23 protein-coding genes are annotated in these 23,889 nt (G+C 68.6%); 11 read left to right on the top strand and 12 right to left on the bottom strand.

The genetic code is table 11. The features are described 5' to 3' along the window. The first annotated feature begins 58 nt into the window (after positions 1-58). Positions 59-790, top strand: a complete 732-nt coding sequence (locus KALB_RS50050) for a helix-turn-helix transcriptional regulator (RefSeq protein ID WP_275451573.1) — start codon at positions 59-61, stop codon at positions 788-790. 36 nt (positions 791-826) lie between these two features. Further along, positions 827-1,102, top strand: coding sequence for a hypothetical protein (locus KALB_RS27060; RefSeq protein ID WP_025358816.1), 276 nt, complete (start codon positions 827-829; stop codon positions 1,100-1,102). A gap of 16 nt (positions 1,103-1,118) precedes the next feature. Here KALB_RS27060 and KALB_RS27055 read toward each other — a convergent pair whose 3' ends face one another. Next, positions 1,119-2,306 carry a glycosyltransferase 87 family protein gene (locus KALB_RS27055; protein WP_051912856.1) on the bottom strand — a complete coding sequence of 396 codons (1,188 nt, stop codon included), beginning with the start codon at positions 2,304-2,306 and terminating at the stop codon, positions 1,119-1,121. Positions 2,307-2,394: 88 nt separating this feature from the next. Between KALB_RS27055 and KALB_RS27050 the strand changes: the two genes are divergently transcribed. After that, a complete protein-coding gene (locus KALB_RS27050; RefSeq protein ID WP_030107735.1) occupies positions 2,395-3,489 on the top strand; it encodes an acyltransferase family protein in 1,095 nt (364 codons plus the stop codon). 18 nt (positions 3,490-3,507) lie between these two features. Here KALB_RS27050 and KALB_RS27045 read toward each other — a convergent pair whose 3' ends face one another. The 3 genes from KALB_RS27045 to KALB_RS27035 all read right to left on the bottom strand — a co-directional run bounded on the left by KALB_RS27045 (position 3,508) and on the right by KALB_RS27035 (position 7,608). After that, positions 3,508-3,711 (bottom strand): hypothetical protein, encoded by a 204-nt coding sequence (locus KALB_RS27045; RefSeq protein ID WP_025358815.1) that lies wholly within the window; start codon positions 3,709-3,711, stop codon positions 3,508-3,510. Between the two features lie 369 nt (positions 3,712-4,080). Continuing rightward, a complete protein-coding gene (locus tag KALB_RS27040) occupies positions 4,081-7,242 on the bottom strand; it encodes a tetratricopeptide repeat protein (protein WP_025358814.1) in 3,162 nt (1,053 codons plus the stop codon). A 39-nt stretch (positions 7,243-7,281) separates the two neighbouring features. Next, a complete protein-coding gene (locus KALB_RS27035; protein ID WP_025358813.1) occupies positions 7,282-7,608 on the bottom strand; it encodes a trypco2 family protein in 327 nt (108 codons plus the stop codon). A gap of 181 nt (positions 7,609-7,789) precedes the next feature. Between KALB_RS27035 and KALB_RS27030 the strand changes: the two genes are divergently transcribed. Both KALB_RS27030 and KALB_RS46925 read left to right on the top strand, forming a co-directional pair. Next, entirely contained in the window at positions 7,790-8,296 is a 507-nt protein-coding gene (locus KALB_RS27030) for an RNA polymerase sigma factor (protein ID WP_025358812.1), read from the top strand. A 6-nt stretch (positions 8,297-8,302) separates the two neighbouring features. After that, positions 8,303-8,896, top strand: coding sequence for a hypothetical protein (locus KALB_RS46925; RefSeq protein ID WP_025358811.1), 594 nt, complete (start codon positions 8,303-8,305; stop codon positions 8,894-8,896). A 35-nt stretch (positions 8,897-8,931) separates the two neighbouring features. On the opposite strand, the gene KALB_RS27020 is transcribed toward KALB_RS46925, so the two are convergent. The 4 genes from KALB_RS27020 to KALB_RS27010 form a co-directional block, all read right to left on the bottom strand. After that, entirely contained in the window at positions 8,932-9,456 is a 525-nt protein-coding gene (locus KALB_RS27020) for a hypothetical protein (RefSeq protein ID WP_025358810.1), read from the bottom strand. A 139-nt stretch (positions 9,457-9,595) separates the two neighbouring features. Continuing rightward, the gene (locus KALB_RS50280; RefSeq protein ID WP_420811801.1) at positions 9,596-10,003 is read right to left on the bottom strand and encodes a transposase; all 408 of its coding nucleotides are present in this window, start codon (positions 10,001-10,003) and stop codon (positions 9,596-9,598) included. Between the two features lie 331 nt (positions 10,004-10,334). Beyond that, positions 10,335-10,700 carry a darcynin family protein gene (locus KALB_RS27015; RefSeq protein WP_025358809.1) on the bottom strand — a complete coding sequence of 122 codons (366 nt, stop codon included), beginning with the start codon at positions 10,698-10,700 and terminating at the stop codon, positions 10,335-10,337. An 81-nt stretch (positions 10,701-10,781) separates the two neighbouring features. Beyond that, positions 10,782-11,675, bottom strand: coding sequence for an NAD(P)H-binding protein (locus KALB_RS27010; protein WP_025358808.1), 894 nt, complete (start codon positions 11,673-11,675; stop codon positions 10,782-10,784). A 112-nt stretch (positions 11,676-11,787) separates the two neighbouring features. On the opposite strand from KALB_RS27010, the gene KALB_RS27005 reads away from it, so the two are divergent. The 5 genes from KALB_RS27005 (at position 11,788) to KALB_RS26985 (ending at position 19,708) form a co-directional block, all read left to right on the top strand. Further along, the gene (locus KALB_RS27005; RefSeq protein WP_025358807.1) at positions 11,788-12,732 is read left to right on the top strand and encodes a LysR family transcriptional regulator; all 945 of its coding nucleotides are present in this window, start codon (positions 11,788-11,790) and stop codon (positions 12,730-12,732) included. A 1,121-nt stretch (positions 12,733-13,853) separates the two neighbouring features. Beyond that, positions 13,854-16,649, top strand: coding sequence for an AfsR/SARP family transcriptional regulator (locus KALB_RS27000; RefSeq protein ID WP_025358806.1), 2,796 nt, complete (start codon positions 13,854-13,856; stop codon positions 16,647-16,649). Positions 16,650-17,469: 820 nt separating this feature from the next. Next, positions 17,470-18,093, top strand: a complete 624-nt coding sequence (locus KALB_RS26995) for a dihydrofolate reductase family protein (protein WP_025358805.1) — start codon at positions 17,470-17,472, stop codon at positions 18,091-18,093. Between the two features lie 53 nt (positions 18,094-18,146). Then, entirely contained in the window at positions 18,147-18,470 is a 324-nt protein-coding gene (locus KALB_RS26990; RefSeq protein ID WP_025358804.1) for a YciI family protein, read from the top strand. Further along, positions 18,467-19,708, top strand: a complete 1,242-nt coding sequence (locus KALB_RS26985; RefSeq protein ID WP_025358803.1) for an RNA polymerase sigma factor — start codon at positions 18,467-18,469, stop codon at positions 19,706-19,708. Before KALB_RS26990 ends, KALB_RS26985 begins: the two co-directional genes overlap by 4 nt. Positions 19,709-19,858: 150 nt before the next feature. Here KALB_RS26985 and KALB_RS26980 read toward each other — a convergent pair whose 3' ends face one another. Next, entirely contained in the window at positions 19,859-20,143 is a 285-nt protein-coding gene (locus KALB_RS26980) for a VOC family protein (protein ID WP_420811799.1), read from the bottom strand. Positions 20,144-20,556: 413 nt separating this feature from the next. Here KALB_RS26980 and KALB_RS26975 point away from each other — a divergent pair, with 413 nt between their 5' ends. After that, positions 20,557-21,828, top strand: coding sequence for a cytochrome P450 (locus KALB_RS26975; protein ID WP_081789527.1), 1,272 nt, complete (start codon positions 20,557-20,559; stop codon positions 21,826-21,828). On the opposite strand, the gene KALB_RS26970 is transcribed toward KALB_RS26975, so the two are convergent. From KALB_RS26970 to KALB_RS48715, 3 genes are all read right to left on the bottom strand, one after another. Beyond that, entirely contained in the window at positions 21,814-22,335 is a 522-nt protein-coding gene (locus tag KALB_RS26970; RefSeq protein WP_025358800.1) for a helix-turn-helix transcriptional regulator, read from the bottom strand. The two genes, KALB_RS26975 and KALB_RS26970, sit on opposite strands and share 15 nt — an antisense overlap. Next, positions 22,311-22,901 (bottom strand): hypothetical protein, encoded by a 591-nt coding sequence (locus KALB_RS26965; RefSeq protein ID WP_025358799.1) that lies wholly within the window; start codon positions 22,899-22,901, stop codon positions 22,311-22,313. Before KALB_RS26965 ends, KALB_RS26970 begins: the two co-directional genes overlap by 25 nt. A 362-nt stretch (positions 22,902-23,263) precedes the next feature. Then, on the bottom strand, positions 23,264-23,818 hold the full coding sequence (locus KALB_RS48715) for a transposase (RefSeq protein ID WP_236650032.1): 555 nt from the start codon (positions 23,816-23,818) through the stop codon (positions 23,264-23,266). Between the last annotated feature and the right edge of the window lie 71 nt (positions 23,819-23,889).

Raw genomic sequence — 23,889 nt, 5'->3', positions numbered from 1 at the left:
CCGGCCTGCCCTCGGCAGTGTGACTGACGGAACCACTGTTTCATTCAGGTGCAGTTGCTTGAGTTTGTTGGTCTATCAGGTTTCGACCGTTCGGGTCAAACGGGTGAATCCTCTCGACCGGCCGATCGCCCATGTGGTAGCGTCGAAAATTGATTGTAAAAACAATCACTTCTCTTCATCCTGTGAATTGTGGGGACTGTTCGGAAGAGTCGGTGTCAAGGCAAGTGGGGGTTCGATGTCCGATGTCGTCGCTGAACAGCGGTTCGAGCAGTGGCTGCAAATGACCGGCCTGGACAGGGTTGATCTGGAAGCGCTGGCTCACTACGCCTTGCGATCATCGGATCAGGATGCGGAAAAGGTCGAACTGCTCAGGACGGTCATACTGTGGTTGCGCGGGCAGGAAACCGCAGAGCCCGTTCCCTCACTGCTTCTTGATTTCATCGACGAGTACGCCGCGGCCGCCAGCCGGGCGGCGGACGAGCTACGCCTGGTCACCAATGCTCTGATCGCGAGCGCCGAGCCGGAGCCACAGTCGGGGATTCCCCGGCAGCGTGCCCGGCTCACCGACCGCGAGCACGAGATACTCGCCCTCCTCGCACACGCGCTGTCCAACCGGCGGATCGCGGCCACGCTGAACATCTCGGAGAAGACAGTGAAGAACCACATCACCTCCGTGTTCGCCAAGCTCGGCGTGTCCAGTCGTAGCGAAGCCCTTGTTGTCGCGCTCCACGAGGGCATGTTGAAGAATCCGGTTCCGAATCGTGTGAAGAGCCAGATGAGTAGTTCCTGACGGTGTGGTGGAACCGTCGCTGGTACGGTTGGGCTGGTGGCCGTCGCCCAGCAGGCACGCAACCTGACGATGGACCTCGGGGCGCGCATGAACTCGTTCCGGTTCCTCAAACGGGACAGAGATACGAAGTTCACCGCCGGGCTCAAGATCGTGAAGACCTCGCCACGGACAGCCAGAGCGAACTGCTACGCCAACAAGTTCGTCCGGCACTTCAACGACCACCAGCCACCCAACCACGACCTGGCGATCGTCATCCCACTGGACGCCCCGATCACACGCCGCAAGTTCCTCGGTGCTGTGATCAACAAGTAGCGGCGAGCCGCCTGGACTAGTCAGCCAAGCCGCTGGCCACAAGCCCAACATGGAGTTCTGGCACGATACGGGGCTTCAGGCCGATGCCACCGACTGCGGCGAACACCAGGACGAGCAGGGCATAGAGGCAGTACGTGTTGCCGAGCAACTGTTGCCCCAGTGACCACGCGACTTCCTGGTCGTTCCCGTTGGGCACCAACCAGTGCGGGCCGAGGGCGAACACGAGGGAGCCGGTCAACGCCAGCACCTTCGGGACCGTCGAGTTCGACAGGACCAGGAGGGTGAACACGGCGAAGGCGATCCACACCCAGTGGTGCGACCACGAAATGGGGGACACGAGCAGCCCGGCGAACGCGTTGAGCGCCAATGCCCAGGTCGGTGCGCCTGAGGCGAGCGCGCGCCGCATCCCCACGGCGGCCAGTGTGAGCACGAGTACCGAGGCGAGCAGCCACAGGGCGGTCGCGTGCGGCATCCCGTACCGGGCGAGCACGCCCTGGATCGACTGGTTGGCGGCGTAGGCGACCCCGCCGACCCGGTCCGGGTCGAAGATCAGCGCGCCCCAGTAGTGCCAGGAGTCCCGCCAGTTCAACGCGAATCCGATGACGGACATCCCGGCGAAGGACAGCGCGCCGACCATCGCGGCCCGGTAGTCCTTGCGCAGCAGGAAGAACAGCACGAACACCGCGGGGGTCAGCTTGATCGCGGCGGCGATGCCGATCAGCAGCCCGCGTGGCCACTTCGGCCGCGGACTCAGGCAGTCCAGCACGACGAGCCCCATCAGGAGCAGGTTGACCTGGCCGTAACCCAGGGTGCCGCGAATCGGCTCGAACAGCAGCGCGATCGGCCCGAGCAGGAACAGCAGCCTGTTGTCGAATCGGATTCCCAGTGCAGGCAAGGTGATCCGCATCACCGCGGCCAGTGCCCCGAAGGTGGCCAGCGTGAGCAGGAGCCCGGCCACCGGCATCGGCACCAACGCCAGCGGCACGAACAGCGCCGCGGCGATCGGCGGATAGGTGAAACCGAGGGAGACACCCGATTCCGTCGCCGGCAGGTGCCCGTAGAGGTCACCTCCGGACAGCAGCACCCGTGCGCCGATGCGGTACACGTCGAGATCGATGTGGTAGGCGAACACGAAGAACACCAGGGCACCCGCGGTGGCCGCGGTTCCGACGAACGGCAGCGCCCGCCAAACAGTTTTCGACACGGGCAACAAGCTAGGAAACGTCGATTACGGCCGGTATAAGCGCCACGCTTATCCGCTCCTTATGGGTCCACCGCCGATACTGTCGGCCATGCGGAGTCATGCCGAATACCTTGCGCTGAAACGCTTTCCCGCACTGGATGGACTGCGGGCCGTCTCCGCACTGCTCGTGGTGCTCTTCCACAACGAGGGGCCGGACATCCTCCAGGGCTGGCTGGGGGTGCAGGTGTTCTTCGTGCTGTCCGGGTTCCTGATCACCACCCTGCTGCTGCGCGAGCGAGACCACACCGGTCGGGTGTCGTTGCGGGCCTTCTACATCCGGCGGGCCTTCCGCATCCTGCCGGTGTACTTCCTGATCCTGGGACTGACCCTGGCCGGCCTGCTCGTCGCCGGCCAGTTCCTGAGCCAGCCGCCCGGTACCGAATTGCCGCAGTACCTGTCGTTCTTCACCGAGTTCGGACACGGCGGCGCGTACGGCCAGGCCTGGTCGCTGGGCATCGAGCAGAAGTTCTACCTGCTCTGGCCGGTGCTCGCCTTCTGCGCCATCGGTGTCGGCCGCAATGCCGCCTTCGGCCTCAGGCTGGGCCTGACGCTCTTGCTCATGGCGCTGTCGCTGGCCGCCGTGCCGTTCACGGTGTCCAGCGATCCACGGGGCTGGCCCGTGCACTACTTCTCGATCCTCATGGGCTGCCTGCTGGCGATCGTCATGCACAACCCCCGTGGCTACGCGTTGCTCCGGCCGCTGGCCCGGCCCTGGGTGGCGGTGGCGTTCGTCGCCGCGCACCTGTGCGTGTCGTTCACCGTGGACTTCCTGGACCACCACAAGGTCCTCGGTGTCCCCGGGTTCGTCTCGGTGGTGCCGCTCTACGCGCTGGCCGTGGCCGTGCTGCTGCCCGCGCTGATCGCCCCCGGTGTGCCACAGTGGCTACTCTCCCGGCGCCCCATGGTATTCCTCGGCGAACGGTCGTACTCGATCTACCTCGTGCAGTCCATCGCCTCGGGGGTGGTCATCGTGTTGTTGCCGTGGGCCACCGGGATGGCCAAGGCCGTACCGGCCGTGCTGGTCGCCGTGCTGGTGGCGCACTTCTGCTACCGGTGGGTCGAACTGCCCATGATCAAGCGGGGGCAGCAGATCGTCCGCCGCGTGGGGCGCGCCTTCCCCGAGGAGGCACCGGCCGTGTCCTGAGTGGCCCGTCGGGCACCCTCATGACGCCGAACCCTTGCGGCAGTACTCGGTGATCTCGTCGCCGACCATGCGCGGCGACACCTCCAGCCAGTTGGCGAAGGCCGCACGCTGCTTGCTCTTCGGCGGGACCGCAGGTGGTTGTTCGTTGGCATCGAAGTGTGTCCCGTTGCCACATAACCGCAGGTCGAAGATCCCCGCGCTCGACCCGACCGTATGGGGCACCGCAGGCAGGCATTCCGCAGTGGTTCCGCATCGGCGTCAACGAAGGCGGCATCAAGGTCTCCACGGTGACCACCAGCCTGGGCACGCTCGGCGACACGATCTGGGAAGCCCGCACCGACCTCGCCCGCGCACACCGGGGCGCTACCCAACGGGCCCACGAACTGAAGAAGGGATCGTCGGTGCCGAACCGGTGTCCGTCGGGCGCATTCACCGACTGTCCAGTCTTGCCTGGTGGACAGGAACTTCTTCGCGCCACTGGTCAACGACTCCGGGCAGCAGACGGTGCAGTCGTTTGATCGCCTGGGGTTCGGGCATGGCCCAGCTCGTCGCGGCGATTGAGCGACATCAGTGAGGATCGGTGGACCCAACTCAATCGGCTGGCGAGGTGGTTGAGTTGTTGGTTAGCCAGGCTAGGACTTGTTCCGACAGCTCCAACTGGGGGCGATGGGCGTCCGGGCGTTGCTCGGCCAGCCGCCGAAGGATCTCGGCCGCCTCGGTGACTGCCACCAGCGCCTCCTTCCGCCGCCCCGACTCGCCGAGTTGGATCGCGAGGTTGTTCAGGCTGGCCGCGAGGTTGGGCAGGAAGGCGTCCGGGCGCTGCTGGGCCAACTGCCGAAGGATCTCGACCGCCTCGGTGATCGCCGCCAGCGCCTCCTCCCGCCGCCCCGACTCGCCGAGTTGGATCGCGAGGTTGTTCAGGCTCATGGCGAGGTCGGGTAGGAAGGCGTCCGGGCGCTGCTCGGCCAGCCGCTGACGGATCTCGACCGCTTCGATGATCGCCGCCAGCCCCTCCTCCTGCCGCCCCGACTCACCCAACCGGATCGCGAGATTGTTCAGACTGGTCGCGAGGTTGGGTAGGAAGGTGTCCGGGCGCTGCTGGGCCAACTGCCGATATACCTGCACCGCTTCGGTGATCGACATCAGCGCTTCCTCCCGCCGACCCAACACACCGAGCCGGTTGGAGAGGTTGTTCAGGCTCATGGCGAGGTCTGGCAGGAACACCTCCAGGCGCTGCTCGGCCAGCCGTCGATACACCTGCACCGCTTCGATGACTGTTACCAGCGCTTCCTCCCGCCGACCCGACTCACCCAAGTCCACCGCGAGGTTGTTCAGGCTGGCCGCGAGGTTGGGTAGGAAGGTGTCCGGGCGCTGCTCGGCCAACTGTCGATACACCTGCACCGCTTCGATGACTGTTACCAGCGCTTCCTCCCGCTGACCCGACTCACCCAGCCGAATCGCGAGGTTGTTCAGGCTCATGGCGAGGTTGGGCAGGAAGGCGTCCGGGCGCTGCTGGGCCAGCCGCCGATGGATCTCGACCGCTTCGATGATCGCCGCCAGCGCCTCCTCCCACCGACCCAAATCACCGAGCCGGTTGGAGAGGTTGTTCAGGCCGGTAGCCAATCGGGAGTCGTCGAGGCTGGGGTCCTCGTTGATTGCCTGCCGGTGGCGTTGGACCAGCACGATGCTGATCTCGGCCGCGGCCGAAGCCAACACCTGACTCCGCTCCGGAAACCCATCGATCAGGCGCTCCAACACCGACGTGGCGATCGCGCTATCGGCCGTGACGCGTTCGATCGCACGCAGGAGCGGCGCCGGGGTCTCGACCTGGGTGGCCGCTGCCGCAGCCGTCGGCAGCAGTGTGTCGGTGTTGCGCAGACACCACTCGGTCACCCGCTCACCCACCCCGACGCCCAGCGCTGCGTGTGCCGCCGCCCGCGTACACACCGTCACCACCCGCTCGGCCTCGTCCTCCCGGATCTGGCCGAGAAGGGCGTCGATCACACAGGGCCGGGTGGTGTCCAGGATGAGCCGACCGATCAGGCGTTCGGCCACCCGGTCCGGGACCAGACCCTCGAACACCCCGTCCGCACCCGGCGGGTAGAGCTGGGTCAGCCAACTCCGTACCTGGTTGCGGCGCACCAACGGCTGATCGGCCAACTCCGGCACCCGCACCAGTACCCCGTCCACCTGCTCCACGGTGCCCGGCCCAAGCACGACGGTCGCGGCGACGATGTCGGTCAGTGTGTCCAACCCCAGCGCGGGCAGCAGTGCCTGTGCGGTCGCGGTGGAGCGCCAGTAGCCGCGCTCGTGGTCCAGGACCCGGTCCTCCGGCCCCCGCCCACCACCGGTCAACGGCACCGCGGCGTGCGTGGTGGGTGCGGTGTCGAGCAGGTCGGCCAACGCGGTCATCTGCACCGCCAACACCGTCGATGCCTGCTCCACCCGCTGGCCCGGTTTCCCGGCCAGCTCGGCGGCGATGGCTGGCCAGTCGACGTCAGCAAGGTCGGGGATCTGTCCCACGGCGTCAGCCAGGGCGGTCACCGCCACCTGATAGGCCGCCGCCCGCTCCGCGGCTGACGGGTCCAGCTGCGTCAACCGGTGCACATGGCTGGCGTCGACGAAGTCCCTGGCAGCATCACCGGTCGCGGTCAGTTCCTCCCACCAGCCGCTGGCGGTGCGGGCCAACAGCAGCACCTTCACCGCCGCACCCCCCTGACGGCGCGCCAGGACATCCGCGAGCGCGGTGAGTTGTGTCGTGCGGCTCTCCGCGTAGTCGACCACGACCACGACCGGGACCACCGTGTGCGCCAGCACCGCCAACTCCTGGGCCTGGGTGTCGGGGCGAAGCCACAGCACCGCCCACCCCAGCCCGGTGAGTTGCTCGGTGAACTCCAGGGCCAGGCGGGTCTTGCCCTGCCCACCCGCGCCGTGCAGCAGCACGACCCCCAGCCCCGTCAGAGTGGCCCACGTGTGCAGTTCAGTCAGGACGTCCTCGCGGCCGTGAAAGGGCACCACCGCCCGCCGCGCGGCCAACAACCCCGCGGGCGAGGCCACCGCCCGCTCTGCCCGACCCGCAAGGGGGCCGGCGGCCAGGGGCTGGAGTTCAACGGCCTCGCACCGCACCCCCGTGGGCCCCAGGTACGCCGAGACCGCGGCGACGAACGCGGGATCGGCCAGCAGCACGTAGGCGGGGACCGCCTCCAGGACCGCGTGGCCGCGACCGGCCGGGTCGGTCGCGATGACCCCGGTGAGCAGGCCATGGCAGAACATCGCCGCCCCAGACATCCCACCCCACGGCGAACGCCCCTCGCCCGTCGGCACTGGAGGAGCACCGTCGAGGTTCATCACGTACCGGTCGCCGACCATCCGGTCACCGGGGTTCACCACCCCCGTCGGTTGGAGCACCTCGACCGGTCGCCCACCACGCTGCACCACATCCGGCATGCCCCAGGACTCACAGGCGATTCCCGGACGATGGGTGACCGACCGGCCCCACACCACCGGCCTCACCCGCGGGGGCTGCCAGCCCGGATCATCGATCCGGACCAGCGCCGCGTCATCTCGCCCGTGGGGAGTGCCGCACCAGATCACTTCACCGGTGAACCGACCTTCCCGCGCTGGCCGGAACACCTGCACCCCAGCATCGGCGGCGACCAGGTGCGCCGAGGTCACCACCAGCTCGGGGCCCAGCAGGTAGCCCGAACCCGCGCCACCGGCACCGGTGACCGCGACGACCCGTTCCCACTCCACAACAACCCCCGAACCCGCGCACTCGCGCGGTGGACACGATCAGCGGCCGATGTGCCCAGATACATCACCAGGGCCATCCAGCCGCCGGTCACCGGCGACCGCGAGGTCACCACCACTGGGCAGACGGGGGGTCAGCTCGATCGAGACCCGGTGCTTGCTGGTCCGGGCCACCCCGGCCTCGGCATCGGCGGTCACCACCCACGCCTTGAACCCGGTCTTGGCCTTCGCGTCAACCTTCAACTCGACGTCGAACTCCAGCTTGATCGTCCCCACCACGAACTCGATGTCCGCCCCCGCGCCCCGTTCGGCGGCTTCCAGCAATTCGTCACGCACCGCCGCGACCACATCGGCCAACTCGATCTCCATACGACCCCCATCGCCCGACAGGCCAACTCCGCTACGCCTGGCAGGCTAGCGGTCCATGCCCCCCAGGGGCGCGCCGTGCTCGCCGAGGCTGCGGCCGCGGATCTTTTTCGGTCGGCCGTGCAACCTTCTGCCCGGTGGGGCCTGTATAGGAGTGCGGACCAGATGTGAGGGGCGTGTTGCGATGGTGGATCGGCAGGCTTTCACCCAGCTTGCCCGGGAGCGCGCGCCTGCCTGGCGTCGGCTGGCGTTCCTGATGTGCGGGGACTGGAGCAGGGCCGAGGACATCGTGCAGGTGGCGTTGGTGCGGTTGTTCCAGCAGTGGCACCGGATCGACCCCGAGGGTGTCGAGGCGTACACGCACAAGATCATCTCCCGGCTCGCCGTCGACGAGGCGCGACGCGCATACCGCACGGCCGAGGTGCAGATCCCCCCTCCAGACTTGGCCGGGGCACCAATGACGACCGAGGACACCCTCGACGTCCGGGCCGCGCTACGGCGGGTCCCACCGCGGCAGCGCGCGGTGCTGGTGTTGCGGTTCTACAGCGACCTGACCGTCGCGCAGACCGCGAAGGCGCTCGGGGTGAGCGAGGGGACGGTGAAGTCCCAGGCGCTGCGCGGACTACAGGCCCTTCGGTCGTTGCTCACGGTCGATGAGGTCGGGCACGTGTCGAAGCTGGAAGCGAGGTAGCCGGGCATGGAACTGGACAAGCGGGTGTTCGACCGGGCGCTGGGTGGCGATGAGCCGCCGCCGATGCAGCTGGACTTCGACCGGATCGAGGATGCCGCACGTCGCGACACGCGGCGCCGTGTGCTTCCACTGGTCGGTGCCGGGGCCGCGGTGACGGTGGTGCTGGCTGGAGCCGTGTTCTTCTCCGTACACGATTCCGGCCCCATGGAGGTGACCCCGGCCGTGCCAGTGGCCGGCTCGGGCACGACGAAGGCGGCGATCCGCACCGAGAGCCCGACGATCCGGGACACGGCCTACTGCTACAAGTCGGCTTCCATCACCAGCACGGAAACCAACCAGCACGTCCCGGCGGGTCTGGCCGCGGCCAGTGGGCGGGGGGATGCGGCTGGGCACATCCTGGAGATGTGCGGCATCGGCTGGAAGGAGAACGCCTACGCGTGGCAGCCGCTCAAACCACCCGGCCAGGTGTACGACGTTCCGCCGCTGGTGGCGTGTGTTCTCAACTCCAGCGCGGTGCAGGCGCAAAGCGGTGCCGTCGGGGTGTTCCCGGGCAATCAGCAGACCTGCGCGGACATGGGGCTGGCGGTGGCTCAACCGTGAGCCCCCGGCGGTGGTGTGCCAGGGCGTGAGGGTGGTTACTTCCTGTAGACCCGCATCGCGACGGCGTTGTCGTTCCAGTGGCCCAGGTAGTTACACGGCAGGTCGAAGGTGCCTACGACGGAGTCCTCGTCATTGACGACCAGTCCGTTGCAGCTGTTGTAGCCCGTGACTGAGGACACGTTGTGCTCGACCGACCAGGTATTGACGAGGTGATAACCCTGGCTGTCGCACGGGCCGCCGTCCCCGTACCAGGTGTAGATGACGTCCCCGAGGTAGTTGGCATCCTTGTACTCGTTTGCGAGGAGCGTCAGGCCCTGTACCGATCTGGTGGTCGGCAGTGACGCCTTGGCTTTGGCGAGAGCGTCCTCAATGGACACAGGTGAGCATGCCTCGGCGAGCTTCTTGGAGGCGCCGTGCTCGTCGAGCTGCTTGCTCACGATCCCCGCGCAGTGTTGGTCGGCTTGGTCGGCCGGTGCCGCGTGGGCTGACATCGTGAAGCCGGTCATTGCCAGGCCCGTGACAGCGGCCGCGGACACCACCGTGCGCAGACGATGGAACATAGTTTCCCCCTAGGTGACAACGGATACCTCGATGATCAGCTTCCTAGGGCCCTTGTCGACGGTCAATCAGCCGTTTGCTTCCGCTGCCCACGGCGAATGCGGCTGTTCGCGGAGGCTGGATGGTGGTGAGGGAATCCTCTTAACTCGTTTGATGTAAGGGCCTCTCACGGCAGCGGGTCGCCCGCGTGCTGCGGTGGAAGGGGCCGCACGGGCACTGCGTTGCAAACTCCCGCTCACTTCTCAGGACGGCAGGGCGAGACTGTCGAGGCTGCCGGACGAGGACGGTTGCTGGCGGCGGGACAGCGCTGGTGTGTCGGCTGAGTGTGCCGTTCACCGCCGCCAGCAAGCGTGTCAGCAGCGCGTCCCACGTGCCGGCGACCGACAGCCGACGGTGCCAGGTCCAGATCGTCTGCCACGGCCCGAACACCGCCGGCACGTCCCGCCAGGCGATCCCGCATCGGTAGCGGTAGATGATGCCCTCCACCATCGACCGTGCATCGGCGAACGGCCTGCCCTGCCGATGCGTCCGCGCCGATTTGTCAGACACGACCCAGCTGTTGGGTCTGTCGGGATTGTGCTGAGACAGGTCGGGCGGTTCGCTCGGCGAGATGCACGCGGGGCCAGCCTGGCCTCGATCTGGACCTCGATGTTCGCCTTGTGGGCAATCAGGTGCCAGATCTCTTCGAACGGCGTCATCAGTGATTGCCCGCTGCCGCTACGGCGGGCCCGCACTGCACCAGTGTGCTCGAAGAACGCATCGGCCAAAGCGGCCAGGCGCCCACGGGCCGCCTGTTGATAGGCGGCCCATGGAAGGCTCGCTGCCCTGTGGCGTTTCTTCGATGGACACCGGCCCGGTCACGCGGAGACGCGCCGGTGGGTCAGGTGGTGATGGTGGCTACGGGGTCGAGGCCGTAGGCGCGGGCGTAGCCGTTCTCGGCGCCGACGAGCAAATCGACGACCTTGAAGTAGCGGTCCCAGAAGGGAGTCTCCCGCAGCGCGTCGATGAGGAGCTGGTAGGCGTGGTGGTCGTCTGCTTCCCAGACCCAGACGTCGGTGACGCGCGCGGAGTAGAACTCGGTGTCGTAGAAGCGTGACCGGACGCCGGTGGTTCTGGCCTTGATCACGGGGAGGACCTGGGTGGTGAAGGCGTCCGCCCGTTCCTGGACGGTCATGGCAAGCCATTCAGGTGTGGTCTTGACGAGCATGAAAGCGGTCACCGTTGCTTCGGCTTCCTCAGCGGGCATGACGGGTCCTTCCTCAGTGGCAGGTGGTCTCGAAGTGTTTGCGGCACAAGCGGATTCCGGTGATGCGTCGGCGGGTGTGGGTCAGGACAGGACGGCGGGCCTGAGGGTTTGGGCGCACCACTGCTCGAAGGTGGTGGGTGAGGCGGTGTCCGCGGTACGGGTGACGCCGATGTCGAGGCCGTTGTCCTTGGCCTGCTTCATGTCGGCGATGCCTTGGACGAACGCTTCGTCGAGGCCGTAGCCGACGAGAGTGGTGCGCAGGTCCTCGATCGACTGGCGCTCGTAGCGGACGGGGCGGCCCAGTTGCTCGGTCATGATGCGGGCCAGGTCGTTGGGAGACAGGTCCTGGGGCCCGAGAACCGGGACGTCCTCAACGCCGGTCCAGGAGCGGTCCAGCAGCAGGCGGGCGGCGACGGCGGCGATATCGGCGACGGCGACGAGGGGGGCCTTGCGATCGGCGTCGACGACATCGGTGAAGACGCCCTTCTCGCGGATCGAGTCGGCTTCCTCCAGAAGGTTTTCGAAGAAGGAGGGGTTGGCCAGGGCTCGGTAGGCGACGCCGGTTCTCGCGATGAGGTCGTCCATGGCGAGGGAGGCGGTGACGAGTCCGGCGCGGTCGGCGACCGGCGTGCCGCGGCCGAGCGCGGAGACGCCGACGACGTGTCCGACGCCGTGGGCGGCGAGTGCCTTCGCGGCGGGGCGGGTGAAGCTGCTCCAGACGTCCGCCGGGGCCAGCGAGGAGTCCGGGGGGACGAGCCAGAAGACGGCGTCCGCGCCCTCGAAGGCTCGGTCGACGACCTCGGTGTCGCCGTGCGAGCCGATGACTACCTCGACGCGTTCGCGCACCGCGTCAGGCAGCCGGGCGGGGTCGCGTGCGATCACCCGCAGTTCCTCGTCGTGGGTGGGGGCGGCCTCCAGCAGCAGGGGCAGCAGGTGGCGGCCGATGTTCCCCGTGGGAGCGGTGATGACGATCATGAAAACCTCGTGGGTCGTGCCGGTTGGTACGCCTCACATGCTGCTGAGAACCACCGCAATGCCACAATAGGAACTTCAGCATGTAATCATTGCCTGAAATGGAATTACACTGGTGAACAGCCCTGATCCGGTCATTGACGCCAACCTCGCCGTCGCGCTCGACGCCCTGCTGGCTGAGCAGAGCGTTACGCGCGCCGCCGCCCGCCTGCACACCTCCCCGGCAGCCATGAGCCGCACCCTCGCCCGCCTGCGCCGCATCCTCCAGGACCCTCTGCTGGTCCGGGCAGGGCAGACCATGGTCCCCACTCCACGCGCCCACGCCCTGCGCGACGAGGCCGCTGCCGTGGTGCGCAGCCTGGGAGCACTGCTCGCCCCCGCCACCGTTGTCGACCCCGCCACCCTGCACAGCACCTTCACTCTCCAGGCCGCCGACCTGGTCGGGGCAGCACTGGCCGCTGGCCTGCTGCAACTGACTCGGCGAGAGGCGCCAGGGATCTCATTGCGGTTCCGGGCCGAGGAGTTGGAGGCTGGGTCGGCCCTCCGCGACGGTCGGATCGACCTGGAGATCGGCTCCATCGACCACGTCGATCCCGAGACCCAGGTCGAAAAGCTGCTCACCCTGCGGATGGTGGCGGCCGTCCGACCCGGTCACCACCTGACCGAGGAACCCCTGACCCCAGCCCGGCTCGCTGCCGCCGACCATGTCGCGGTCAGCCGCCGCGGCCGGTTCACCGGTCCTCTCGACACCGCCCTGGCCGAGCACGACCTCCGCCGGCGGGTGGCCGTTGTCCTCCCCAGCCATCTGGCCGCGATGGCCCTTGCCGCCCGTAGCGACCTCGTCTGTCTGGTCCCCGCAGCACTCTCCGACGCGACCTCCTCGCCCCTCACCGCCGACGCCACCGCCCTCGGCCTGCACCTGCTCGATATCCCCCTGCCTCTGCCGCCGCTGGCCATCGGCATGGCCTGGCATCCCCGCCAGTCCGCCGACGGCGCCCACCGCTGGCTCCGCGACGCCGTCCGCCGGACACTTCGCGCACCTGGAAGCTCGACTGCATGACGTGTCTGACACTCCCGGCTGCAGGACGGTCGCGGTTGGCCAGGGCGGCACGCCAGACGCAGCGGGCCGAGTGACGCCGATGCGCGCCCGAGTAGTCGCACCGCACCCAGCTCGGTGGTGGTGACGTTCGCCAACGACGGCCCCAGTGGTCAGCCGGTCGGCGACCAGAAGTGCATCATCGACCAAAGGGTGCGTTCATGATCAGCTGGGTTGCGGTGCGTTGACGCCGCTCCTCTTTTGCTCCTGCCCCTGCTGCGGTGTGCGCTCGTGCCCCTGTCGCGCCTCGCGCTTGGAACCTGATCAACGAGTACGAGGAGGCAGCCTGAAGCCGCTGGTCAGCGCTGGTGGCCGACTTGTGGCACCCCATCGGAACTGAAGGGGTGCCGTCTCCGCTGGTCTGCCCCTGGCTCCTCGGGCCTCTTCGCCCCCTACAAGCCGCCTCTTCCGTTGCGGCGTTGCGGAACCCATCATCAGGGGCGCCCAGGGCACCGGGTTCGGTTACGAGAAGGGCGACTCAGCGGTCGAGCGCGACGACGATGCCGCCGACACCTGCCGGGTTGTCGACGACGGCCGGAACTTCGTGCCAGGTGTAGCACGCGGGTTCCTAAACGACCACTGCTGGTTTCGTCCGGACACATGGCTTGGCCGCCCTGATTGAAACGGGCGACCAAGCCACTTGGATCAATCACCCGTCCAGGCAGGTGTGCTGCCGCTGGGTCGCACATGCTGCTGAGGCCCGCCGGAAGATCCGCAGGGGCGTGTTGACGCCAGCGTCAGTGAGTCGCCACCGGTGCGGCGAAACTCGGAGTACACCAGAGGAAGAGAGCCTTGCTCGATTAGATCCTCACCGAGCGAACCCAGTACCGCGAGCAACCGAGCGAGATCATGTGTCACGCGAACCCTCCGCCCCGTAGCAATCAGTGGGTGCCGCACCACGGTCGTGGTGCCGGCGCCACGGCCCGACCGATCCCCTCCGCCAGTCGGGCCGCCGCAGGGACCACGATGCGCCGACACCCCTGACCGCACCTTGGCGAGAACCTTGATTCGGCACGTCAGAACCGCTGCGCCCACGACCAGGGGCCTGGGACACACAGGAGTTCATGACACCTAGGGAGCCGCGTATGGCGGTGGAGTTCCGATTGCTCGGCCCGGTGACGGCCTCCAACGGCGGTCGCCCCGTCGAACTCGGTCCCGCTCAGCAGCGGTGCGTGCTGGTCACGCTGCTGGTGCAGGCCAATCACCTCATGCCGGTCGAGCAGCTGGTGGACCGGGTATGGGCACACGACCCGCCCCAACGCCACCGCGAAGTGCTCTACACCTACCTGTCCCGCCTCCGGAAAAGTCTTGCCACCACCGGCGTGACGATCACCCGCCGATCCGGTGGCTACCTGCTGAGCGTCGACGAGACGGCGGTGGACCTGCACCGCTTCCGCGACTTGGTCGCCCAAGCCCGAGCAAGCCACGACGACCAGCACGCCCTGACCTTGTTCGAGCAGGCCCTCGGCCTGTGGCAGGCAGAGGCCTTCGCCGACCTGGACACCCCTTGGCTGGCCGACCTCCGGACGAGCCTGGATGCCGAGCGGCGGGCCGCCGAACTCGACCACGCCGACGCGGCACTGCGCTGCGGCCGGCACGCCGAAATGCTGCCCACTCTGTCCACCCGCGCCGCGCAACACCCACTGGATGAACGCATTGCCGGTCAACTGATGCTCGCCCTGTACCGCAGTGGCCGCCAGGCCGACGCCCTGCGGCACTACCACCACAGCCGCCAGCGGTTGGCCGAGGAACTGGGCACGGATCCCAGCGCGCCGCTGCAGAGCCTGTACCAGCAGATCCTGACCGCCGACCCGCACCTGGCCAGTCCAACACACAGTACGGCCAGCCACCGCCGGCCGCCGGTGCCACACCAGCTGCCGGCACCACCCCGATGGTTCACCGGCCGGACCGACGAACTCGCCGCACTCACCCAGGCCCTGGACGCCGGCTCAGAGTCGGGTGCGACGGTGGTGATCTCAGCGATCGGTGGGGTGGGCGGGATCGGCAAGACCTGGCTGGCCCTGCACTGGGCACATCAGCATCTCGGCCTGTTCCCCGACGGGCAGTTGTATGTGAACCTGCGCGGCTTCGACCCCACCGGGCAGCCGATGTCGGCGGCGGCAGCGGTGCGCGGTTTCCTGGACGCGCTTGGCGTCGCCCCGGACGCGATCCCGGTCGACCTGGATGCGCAGGCCGCGTTGTATCGCAGCCTGGTCGCCGGCAAACAGATGCTGATCCTGCTGGACAACGCCGCCGACGCCACCCAGGTCGCCCCGCTGCTGCCCGGCAGCCCCACCTGCACGGTGGTGGTCACCAGCCGCGACCGGCTGACCGGGCTGCTCTCCGCCTACGGCGCTCACCCACTGGCCCTGGACGTCCTCGACAAGCCGACGGCCCGCGACCTGCTCGCGCACCGTCTCGGCGCCGATCGGCTGGCCGCTGAGCCGAAGGCCGTCGCACAGCTGCTGGCCTGCTGCGCCGGGCTGCCGTTGGCGTTGAGCATCCTCGCCGGCCGCGCCCAGGCCCACCCCGACTTTCCGCTCGCCGGGCTGGCCGCCGAGTTATGTGATGCCAGTACCCGGCTCAGTGCCCTGGACGAGGACACGCCGGCGGCCAGTCTGCCCGCCGTGCTGTCCTGGTCCTACCACGCCCTCACCACGGAGCAGGCGCGGGTCTTCGGGCTGCTGGGCATTGCCCCTGGCCCGGACATCAGCCTGTCCGCCGCCGCCAGCCTGACCGCCCTGCCCACCAGCCAGGCCAGGGCGCTGCTGCGGGCCTTGGAGCGGGTCTCTCTCATCCAGCAGCAGGTTCCGGGCCGCTACCGGATGCACGACCTGGTCGGCCTGTATGCCGCCGACCAAGCCCGCCACGACCAGCCCGAGGCCGACCGGGAGGCGGCGCAGCGACGGGTCCTTGACTTCTACACCCACACCGCCCACACCGCCGACGGCCGCCTGAACCCCCACCGACTGGACATCCGGCTCGACCCGCCCGCACCCGGCACCCACCCCCAACCGCTGCCCGACGCCCCAGCGGCGCTGGCCTGGTTCGATGTCGAACACGCCAGCCTGCTGGCGGCCCAGCACGCCGCCACCACCCGCCGCTGGCATCGCACCGCGTGGCAACTGGCCTCAAGCCTGAGCACCTTCCACCGCCGGCGGGGACACCGCCACCACGAGCTTGCCGTGTGGCGGGCCGCGCTCGACGCCGCCGAACATCTGCCCAACCCCATCACCCGCGCCCTCGCCCACCGTTACCTGGGCCGCGCCTACGCCGCCTTGGGCCGCCACGAGGAGGCGATCGGGCACCTGCACCAGGCCCTCGCTCTGGCCGAACACCATCACGACCCCGCCGAACAAGCCCATACCCACCGAGGACTCGCGCTGGCCTGGGAGCGGCGGGGGGACGACCGGCGGGCCCTGGAGCACTCCACCCGGGCCTTGGACCTCTTCCGCACGCTCGACCAGCCGGTTTGGGAAGCCCTAGAGCTCAACGCGGTGGGCTGGTACGCCGCCCGGCTGGGTGACTACGACACCGCTGGCGCCCACTGCCTGGCCGCCCTCACCGTGCATCGACACCACCACAATCTCAACGGCGAGGCGAGCACTCTGGACAGCCTGGGCTACATCGACCACCACACCGGTCACCACCATCAGGCCATCACCCACTACCGGCAGGCCCTTGCGCTGTTCCGCAGCCTCAGCCATACCGCCGACACTGCCGACACTCTCGACAACCTGGGGTACCCCCATGCTGCTCTCGGCCAGCAGGGGCAGGCACGCACAGTGTGGCGGGAAGCGCTGGAGCTGTACCGGCAGCAGGGACGCGACGCCGACACCGAACGGGTGCAGCGGCAACTCGACGCCCTCGACCACGAGTAGCTGCCCTCTAGGCATCCATCCCGCGGTGGCGTTGGGGCGGGTCGTGTGCCCATACCCGGTCCACCAGCTGCTCGACCGGCATGAGGTGATTGGCCTGCACCAGCAGCGTGACCAGCACGCACCGCTGCTGAGCGGGACCAAGCTCGACGGGGCGACCTCGGACCCTCGCATTCCCGGCAAGGATCCCCGGAGCTCACCGCACGGCCACGCTGGGGCGGTGGACAACGAGTCCAACGAGCTCAGGCTGGGGATCATCGACCTGGAGAACGTCGTCGGCCCCGGCCGCCCCCGCGAGAAACTGCTGCGCGCCCGGGTGACCACGCTGCTGGCCGCCCTCGGCGAGGTCCATCACGTCGTCGCCGGCTACTCCGCCCTGGATGGCCAGCCGGACCCGCAGGCCTCGGTGCTGGCCGACCTCGGGGTCGCCCCACTTGCGGGTGCGCCCGGGCCCCGATGCCGCCGATGGCGTTGTGCGTGCCGGTTATCCCATCCGCGCAGGTCGAGAAGCATCGGCGGGGGATCGCTGGACGTTGGGCATGATCGCGTCTCGGGCTGGAGAACGCGCTGTCGGCGGCATGAGCGGACGACGAGTCGGGGTCTCCGCTGCCCATCTGGTCCAAGAGCTTGTCCGCACTGGGCGCCCATGGGCAGGGGGAGCGCGGTCGCCCGAACCCGTCGCGTTGCTGGATCGCTGACGACCGGCGTCCCGGAAAGATCTTCAAAAAAATCCGGGAGGCGGTGTCGGATCGGGGCAGAGGCGTTCGTAGCAGGGGTGAGGCCGCCCGCAAGGGGGCGGCGCCAAGGTGAAGGAACCGCGATCATGAAGCTGACGACCGTGACTCAGGTCACCATCGATGGAGTGATGCAGGGAAACGGCCACGCGTCGGATGAGGACCGCAGGAACGGATTCGAGCGCGGCGGATGGGCCCGGGGGAAGGGCGACAACGAGACCCACGCGTTCATCAACCAGACCTACCAGCGCGCCGAGGCGTTCCTGTTCGGCCGGAGGACCTACGAGCTGTTCGCCAGCTCATGGGGGACCTTTACGGTCCAGGACGCCCCTGGCTGGGAGTCCGTCCTGGAAGCGTTGAACACACGGCCCAAGTACGTGGCGTCGACCACGCTCACCGATCCGGCGTGGTCGGACACGACCGTCCTGTCCGGAGACGTCGCGGCCGCCGTCCGAGAACTGAAGGCCCGGCCGGGGGGTGAGCTGCAGGTGCACGGCAGTGGCATCCTGACCCGGTGGCTGCTGGACAACGATCTGGTCGACGAGATGACTCTGATCACCGTCCCGGTGGTCGTCGGCCAGGGCGCGCGGTTGTTCCCCGACGCGGGCCCGGATCTTGCGCTCGACCTGGTCGAGTCGCGCGTCGACTCCAAGGGCGTGACGATCCAGGTCTACCGGCCGGCCGGGCGCCCGCAGTATGCGCCAACGGCTTGAAGTCCCTGACCACCGAACCACGCTGTCTTGACACCACAGGAGATGATCTTCAGATGCGGTACCTGGTTTCCGTGATCGATGACAAGAGCAATCCCGGCAGCACGGACAGGCAGCCTGCCATCAGCGCGTTCAACGAACGACTGATCGCCGAGGGCTACTGGGTTTTCGCGGGCGGACTCGCGGACACCGACACGGCCACGGTCATCGACAACCGGGGCGAGCAGGCGGTGTTCAGCGACGGGCCTTTCGTGGAGTCGAAGGAGTACCTCGCCGGCGTCTGGGTGTGGGAGGCCCCCGATCTGGATGTGGCGCTCAAGCTCGCCGCCGAGGCGTCGAAGGTCTGCGACCGGAAGATCGAGGTGCGGCCGTTCCAGTGAACGACGTCGACGTCCGCGAGGCGGTCACCTGGGCCCACCACGAGGAGTGGGCCCGGGTGGTCGCCGCCCTGACCAGGCGCTTCGGTGACCTCGACATCGCCGAGGAAGCGGCGGCCGAGGCGTTTGCGACCGCCGTCGAACGGTGGCCGGCCGACGGTGTACCCCCCAACCCCGGCGCCTGGCTGACCACCACCGCCACCCGCAAGGCCATCGACCGGATCCGACGCGAGAACAAGCGCGACGACAAGCACAAGGAGGCTCAGATGGTGTACGACGACGACCCGCCCGAGCCTGTCGGCGCCATCGACGACGACCGGCTCCGGCTGATCTTCACCTGCTGTCACCCGGCGCTGGCGATGCAGACCCGCCTGGCGCTGACGCTGCGCATGGTCGGCGGTCTGACCGTGCCCGAGATCGCCCGCGCCTACCTGGTGCAGGAGACCGCCATGGAGCGGCGGATCACCCGCGCGAAGGCCAAGATCAAGGCGGCCCGCATCCCGTATCGGGTGCCGTCCGTGGAGGATCTCCCGGCACGCGTGTCCAGCGTGCTCGCCGTCCTGTTCCTGGTGTTCAACGAGGGCTACCTGGCGACCGGCCCCGACACCGATCCCGTACGTCACGACCTGACCGCCGAGGGGATCCGGCTCACCCGCCTGATCCGCGCCCTCCTACCGGAGGACGGTGAGGTGGCCGGGCTGCTGGCACTGATGCTGCTCATCGAAGCCCGCAGCACCGCCCGGGTTTCGGCCAGCGGCGAATTGGTCCCCCTTGACGAGCAGGACCGTGGGTCCTGGGACGCCGCGCTGATCGCCGAGGGCCACCGGCTGGTGCGCGAGCGCCTCGCCGCTGCCGCCGCCGGGGTCGCTCCGGGCCGCTACCAGATCCTCGCCGCGATCAACGCCGTACACACCTCCGCCCGCGACATACGCGACACCGACTGGTCGCAGGTCCTCGCCCTCTACAACCAGCTCGTCCGCCTCGACCACTCGCCGGTCATCGCCCTCAACCGGGCCATCGCGGTCGCCGAACTCGATGGCCCGGAGGTGGCACTGGCGGCCGTCGACCGCCTTGAGGACAAGCTGTCCGGCTACCACCCCTACCACGCCACCCGCGCCGACCTGCTACGCCGGCTGGGCCAAAGTCAGCAGTCGCGCGCGGCCTACGACAAAGCCATCCAACTGGCGGGCAACACCGCCGAGACCGCCTACCTGACCCGCCGCCGCGACCAACTGCGGTAGCGCTCACGGATCCCGATCGCCCCCGTGCACAGCGGCGGCCAACCCCGGCGCAATCAGATCGGCCCGACACCAGCATGAGGTCGTCAGCTTCTGACGGTCGGCACTGCACTGTCATCCGGCCGCGGGCGCCTACCGGCGACTGTGCTGGTCTCAGCGGGCGAACTTCTCGATGGCGGCCGGGGTGACAGGGGTGAAGAGGTTGACGAGGTTGCCGTCTGGGTCGCGAAACAGCAGTGAGCGGTTGCCCCAGGGCATCGTGGTGGGTTCGTTGACGAAGTCCTCGACGAAGCCGGTCAGGTTCTGGTGCACGATATCCACGTCGTCGACGAGGAACTCGAGGATGACGCTGCGGTTGTCGGCCGGGTGGGCGGAGCCAGCCGCGACCTCGGCGACGGGCTCGCCGCCGCGCAGTCGCAGACAGACCTGGCGACGCACCGACGAGGGGTACCTCATGGGCACAGTGACCTCCTAATGATCACTCTGCCTCAACTCTCACAACAGTGGATCAGTTCCCAGGGGCCACATCAGCTGGATCAACCCAACGGGTCACGCCAGGCGAAGACCGGGCGTTCCGGCTGGATCGCATCGCCGGTGAGAGGACCCTGCCCGGCTCGTTCGAGCCGCCCAGGGGACCCTTGAATTTTCACCGTGCCCCCTGACGACGCGGCATCGCCGACCAGGGGGTGCGCCAACACCGTTGGAGCGGCGGGGGGCACTACAGCCTTGAGCTGCGAGGCGTGCGGAGATGCGATCACAGGGGGTTTCCTCGGTGACGAGGACCTGGTTTGCTGCTGAATCGCGCCACTGATCGTCGCGCAGGCTTGAAACTGAGTAGTCGTGGGGGTGTGATGGCGGACCGGGACGTGCTCCAAGGTGACCGTCGCGGGGACGAGGTCGGTCCTATTCCACCGTGGGTGGAGGCGTTCGACCACCTCGCGCCCGGGGTCGGCGACGTGATCCACGAGCGGACCGCCGAGCTGCGCGCAGCGTGTCCGGTGGCGCGCAGCTCGGCCTACGGCGGCTTCTTCGTGGTGGCGGGGGCACGGGAAGTCGACTTGGCGGCCAAGGACGACGACACCTTCTCGTCGGCGGTCGAGGGATTGGGCGCCACGATGGTGCTGCCGGCGTTGAACAGGGTGACGGCGCCGTTGTTCGAGTCCGATCGGCCCGCGCACACCGTCTGGCGGCGCGCGATGCAACCGTTCTTCACCCCGGCCGCGGCGGTGGGCTACGAGCCCGAGATCCGGCGCATGACCCGCGAGGTGCTGGGCGGGCTGGCGCTGAGTGGCCGGGCGGACCTGGTGGCCGACTTCGCGGCGGTGGTGACGTCACTGGTCACCGTGACCGTGCTGGGGGTTCCGGAGGTCTGCCGTGCGGAGACCGCGGCCCTGATCAGGCAGCTGTTCACGGCCGCCGACCCCGAGCAGGCGGGTGCGGCGGGGAAGCGGCTGGCCGAGGTGCTGGCCGAGTTGGTGCGTGAGCGGCGCGGTGCGCCGGTGCGCGACGTGTTCGGCGCGGTGGTCAACGCCGCTGTGGACGGGGTGCCAGCGACCGACGAGGAACTGCTCAAGCACGGCTTCCTCATGCTCGCGGCGGGCACGCTGACCGCGGGGGACACGATCGCCAACACCGCGTACGTGCTGGGCTCGGACGCGCGCTTGCGAGCGCGTGTGTCGGCCGACCGGACGTTGCTGGGGGCGGTGGTGGAGGAAAGTGTGCGGCACGAGTCCGCGGTGGCGGCCACCGGGCGCACCGTGCGCCACGACACCCGGTTGGCCGGTGAGGACCTGAGGAGGGGAGACCGGCTGTTGCTGCTGTGGGGCAGCGCGAACCGCGATCGGGCGCTGTTCGAGGACGGGGACCGGTTCCGTCTCGGCCGCCCCTGTCCGACTCGTCACCTGGGGTGGGGCGCGGGGGCGCACCACTGCCTGGGCAAGCACCTGGCCCGGTTGCAGGTGCGGGTAGTCCTCGATGAGTTGCTGGAGGTCCTCGGCGACTTCGAGGTCGAGCCGGGGTTCGTGCCCCGGCGTACGTTCGGCGTGTTGCGCGGTCTGGCCGGCTTGCCCGTGCGGTGGAGGGTGGACGACGGCCTCGCGGTGAGGGCTTCATCGGCTCGGTGACCGCTCGCCGGGTCCTGTCGCCCCGGTGTTCGCGAGTTCGGACGTGTCGGCGTGCACCCGCTTGATCCAGGCGGTCAGGGCGGTGCGGTCGGTGACGCCCTGGGTGCGGCAGATGATGGTCAGCTGCTGCTCCACGCCACCGCGCGAGGTGTGCACCCTTCCGGCGACCTGTTGGTTGGTCAGCCCTTGGGAAACCAGGTCCGCGATCTCCTGCTGCCGCTGGGTCAGGGTGCTCCACGTGGCGTTGGCGTAGCACTCCTCGCGTTGTCTCAGGGTGTCGCCCTCGACGATGTGCGTGGTGAGCGCGAAGTGGAGCACCTCCGCGGCGGGTATCGCCGCGCCCTTGTCGAAGCACTCCCGGAAGCACTGCGGGCCCAGCAGTCGTTCCAGGGTGGCGTGGGCGCGGTCGCGTTCCCGGCGGAACGGGACCAGGCCGACCACGTTGACGTGGGTGTTGCGCTGGATGGCCAGCGCGCCTCTCATCAGGATCGCGGCGGCTTCGGCCACTTGGCGGGCGCCGCTCTCGGAGTTGCCGGCCTCCAGCCGCCCGGCGATGGCGGCCAGCGCCCAGGAACACGCCTCGCTACTCCAGGTCGAGCCCCACCGCTCGCGCAGCTCGATCTGGGTCTCCTGTCCAGACCGGCGCGGAACCACTGGACGGCCTCCACGGGGCGCTCGTGCATCAATGGCGCCAGGACCCTGGCCCACTGCGCCCAGCTGATCGCCCACTGCGCCCCGGCGGCCTGGGCGTCGTCCAGGTAGAGCTGCGCGATGCGGGTGCCGGTGGCGTCGTCGTCCCAGATGCCGCCGCCCAGCGCCCACATCAGCAGGAAGTTGCGCCGGTCACTGCGGAACTCCGGGCCCAGCCGTGCGAACAGTTCCACCGCGCGCCCCACGACGGGGATGCAGTCGGGGGCGCCCGTGCCCTCCATCAGCCAGGCACCTTCCAGGAACACCAACGGAGCGATGTCGTCGGCCGGCATGTCGGCCGTCGCGGCCAGTTCGCGGCAGTGCCGCAGGCGGATCTCGGCCTGCTCGGGCAGGCCCTGGCACAGGCGGGTCCAGCCCAGCAACGCCGATGCGCTCGGGCGCCGGTTCGACCGGCACGAGGTTGAGGAACCTGGTCAACTGGTCGCACCATTCGCCCAGCCGCGCGAAGAAGAACGGTAGGCGCAACCTGGCTAGGTGGTAGACGATCTCCAGGCCCATCCGGGCCTGGTCGCTTGCGGCGTCGGCGCACCAGTCCATCGCGGCGAGGAAGTTGGCGATCTGCTCGTTCGCCCGCCGCAGCAGCTCGACCTCCTGGGGTCCGTACCAGGTATCGGCGTAGTGCTTGGCCAGTTCGCGGAAGTGGCGGGCGTGGCGCGTGCGTATCGGCTCCAGTTCGCTCCGTTCGATCAGGCGGTGCCCGTGCTGAAAATCTCACCCATGCAGTTCAAGTGGCATGTAGGTACTCGTGTAAGACTCCGCCGAGGCGGTCCTGTCGGCGTATCGCGAGGCGTTCGATCCGGTCGGTTTCAAGAGGCTGGGGTCGGGATCGCAGAGGTGCTGCGGCGGCGAGCGACCGATGGGTTCGGTGCAGGTTGTAGTGCCGCTTGTACTCGCGCAGCGCGTGCCGGAGGTGGGTTTCGTTCCAGATCAGTGTGCGATCCAGCAGTTCCGCGCGGAGCGTCTTCACCCAGCGTTCGGCGATCGCGTTCATACGAGGTTTCCGGACGCTGGTCAGCACCGTGGTGATCCCCGCGCCGCCGAGGATGTCATCGATCAATGCGGGGTACTTGGCGTCGCGGTCGCGGATGAGGAACCTGACCTGAGCCAGGCTTTCGACCTCCTCCAAGTCCATGAGCAGGTTGCGGGCGGCCTGTGTTACCCAGTCATGGGTCGGGTGCGCGGTAGTACCGAGAACGCGCACGCGTCTGCCGGCGTAGTGGATCGCGGCAAGGATGTACTGGCGCTGTCCTGTCAGGGTGACGGTCTCGATGAAGTCCATCGCCAGGATTGCCTTGCCCTGGGAGCGTAGGAAGTCGGCCCACGTGACGGTCGTCCGGTGCGGGGGCCGGG

It is taken from the genome of Kutzneria viridogrisea DSM 43870 (genome assembly GCF_000525635.1).
GTDB lineage: Bacteria > Actinomycetota > Actinomycetes > Mycobacteriales > Pseudonocardiaceae > Kutzneria > Kutzneria viridogrisea.
This window is presented reverse-complemented; position numbering and strand designations above follow the sequence as displayed.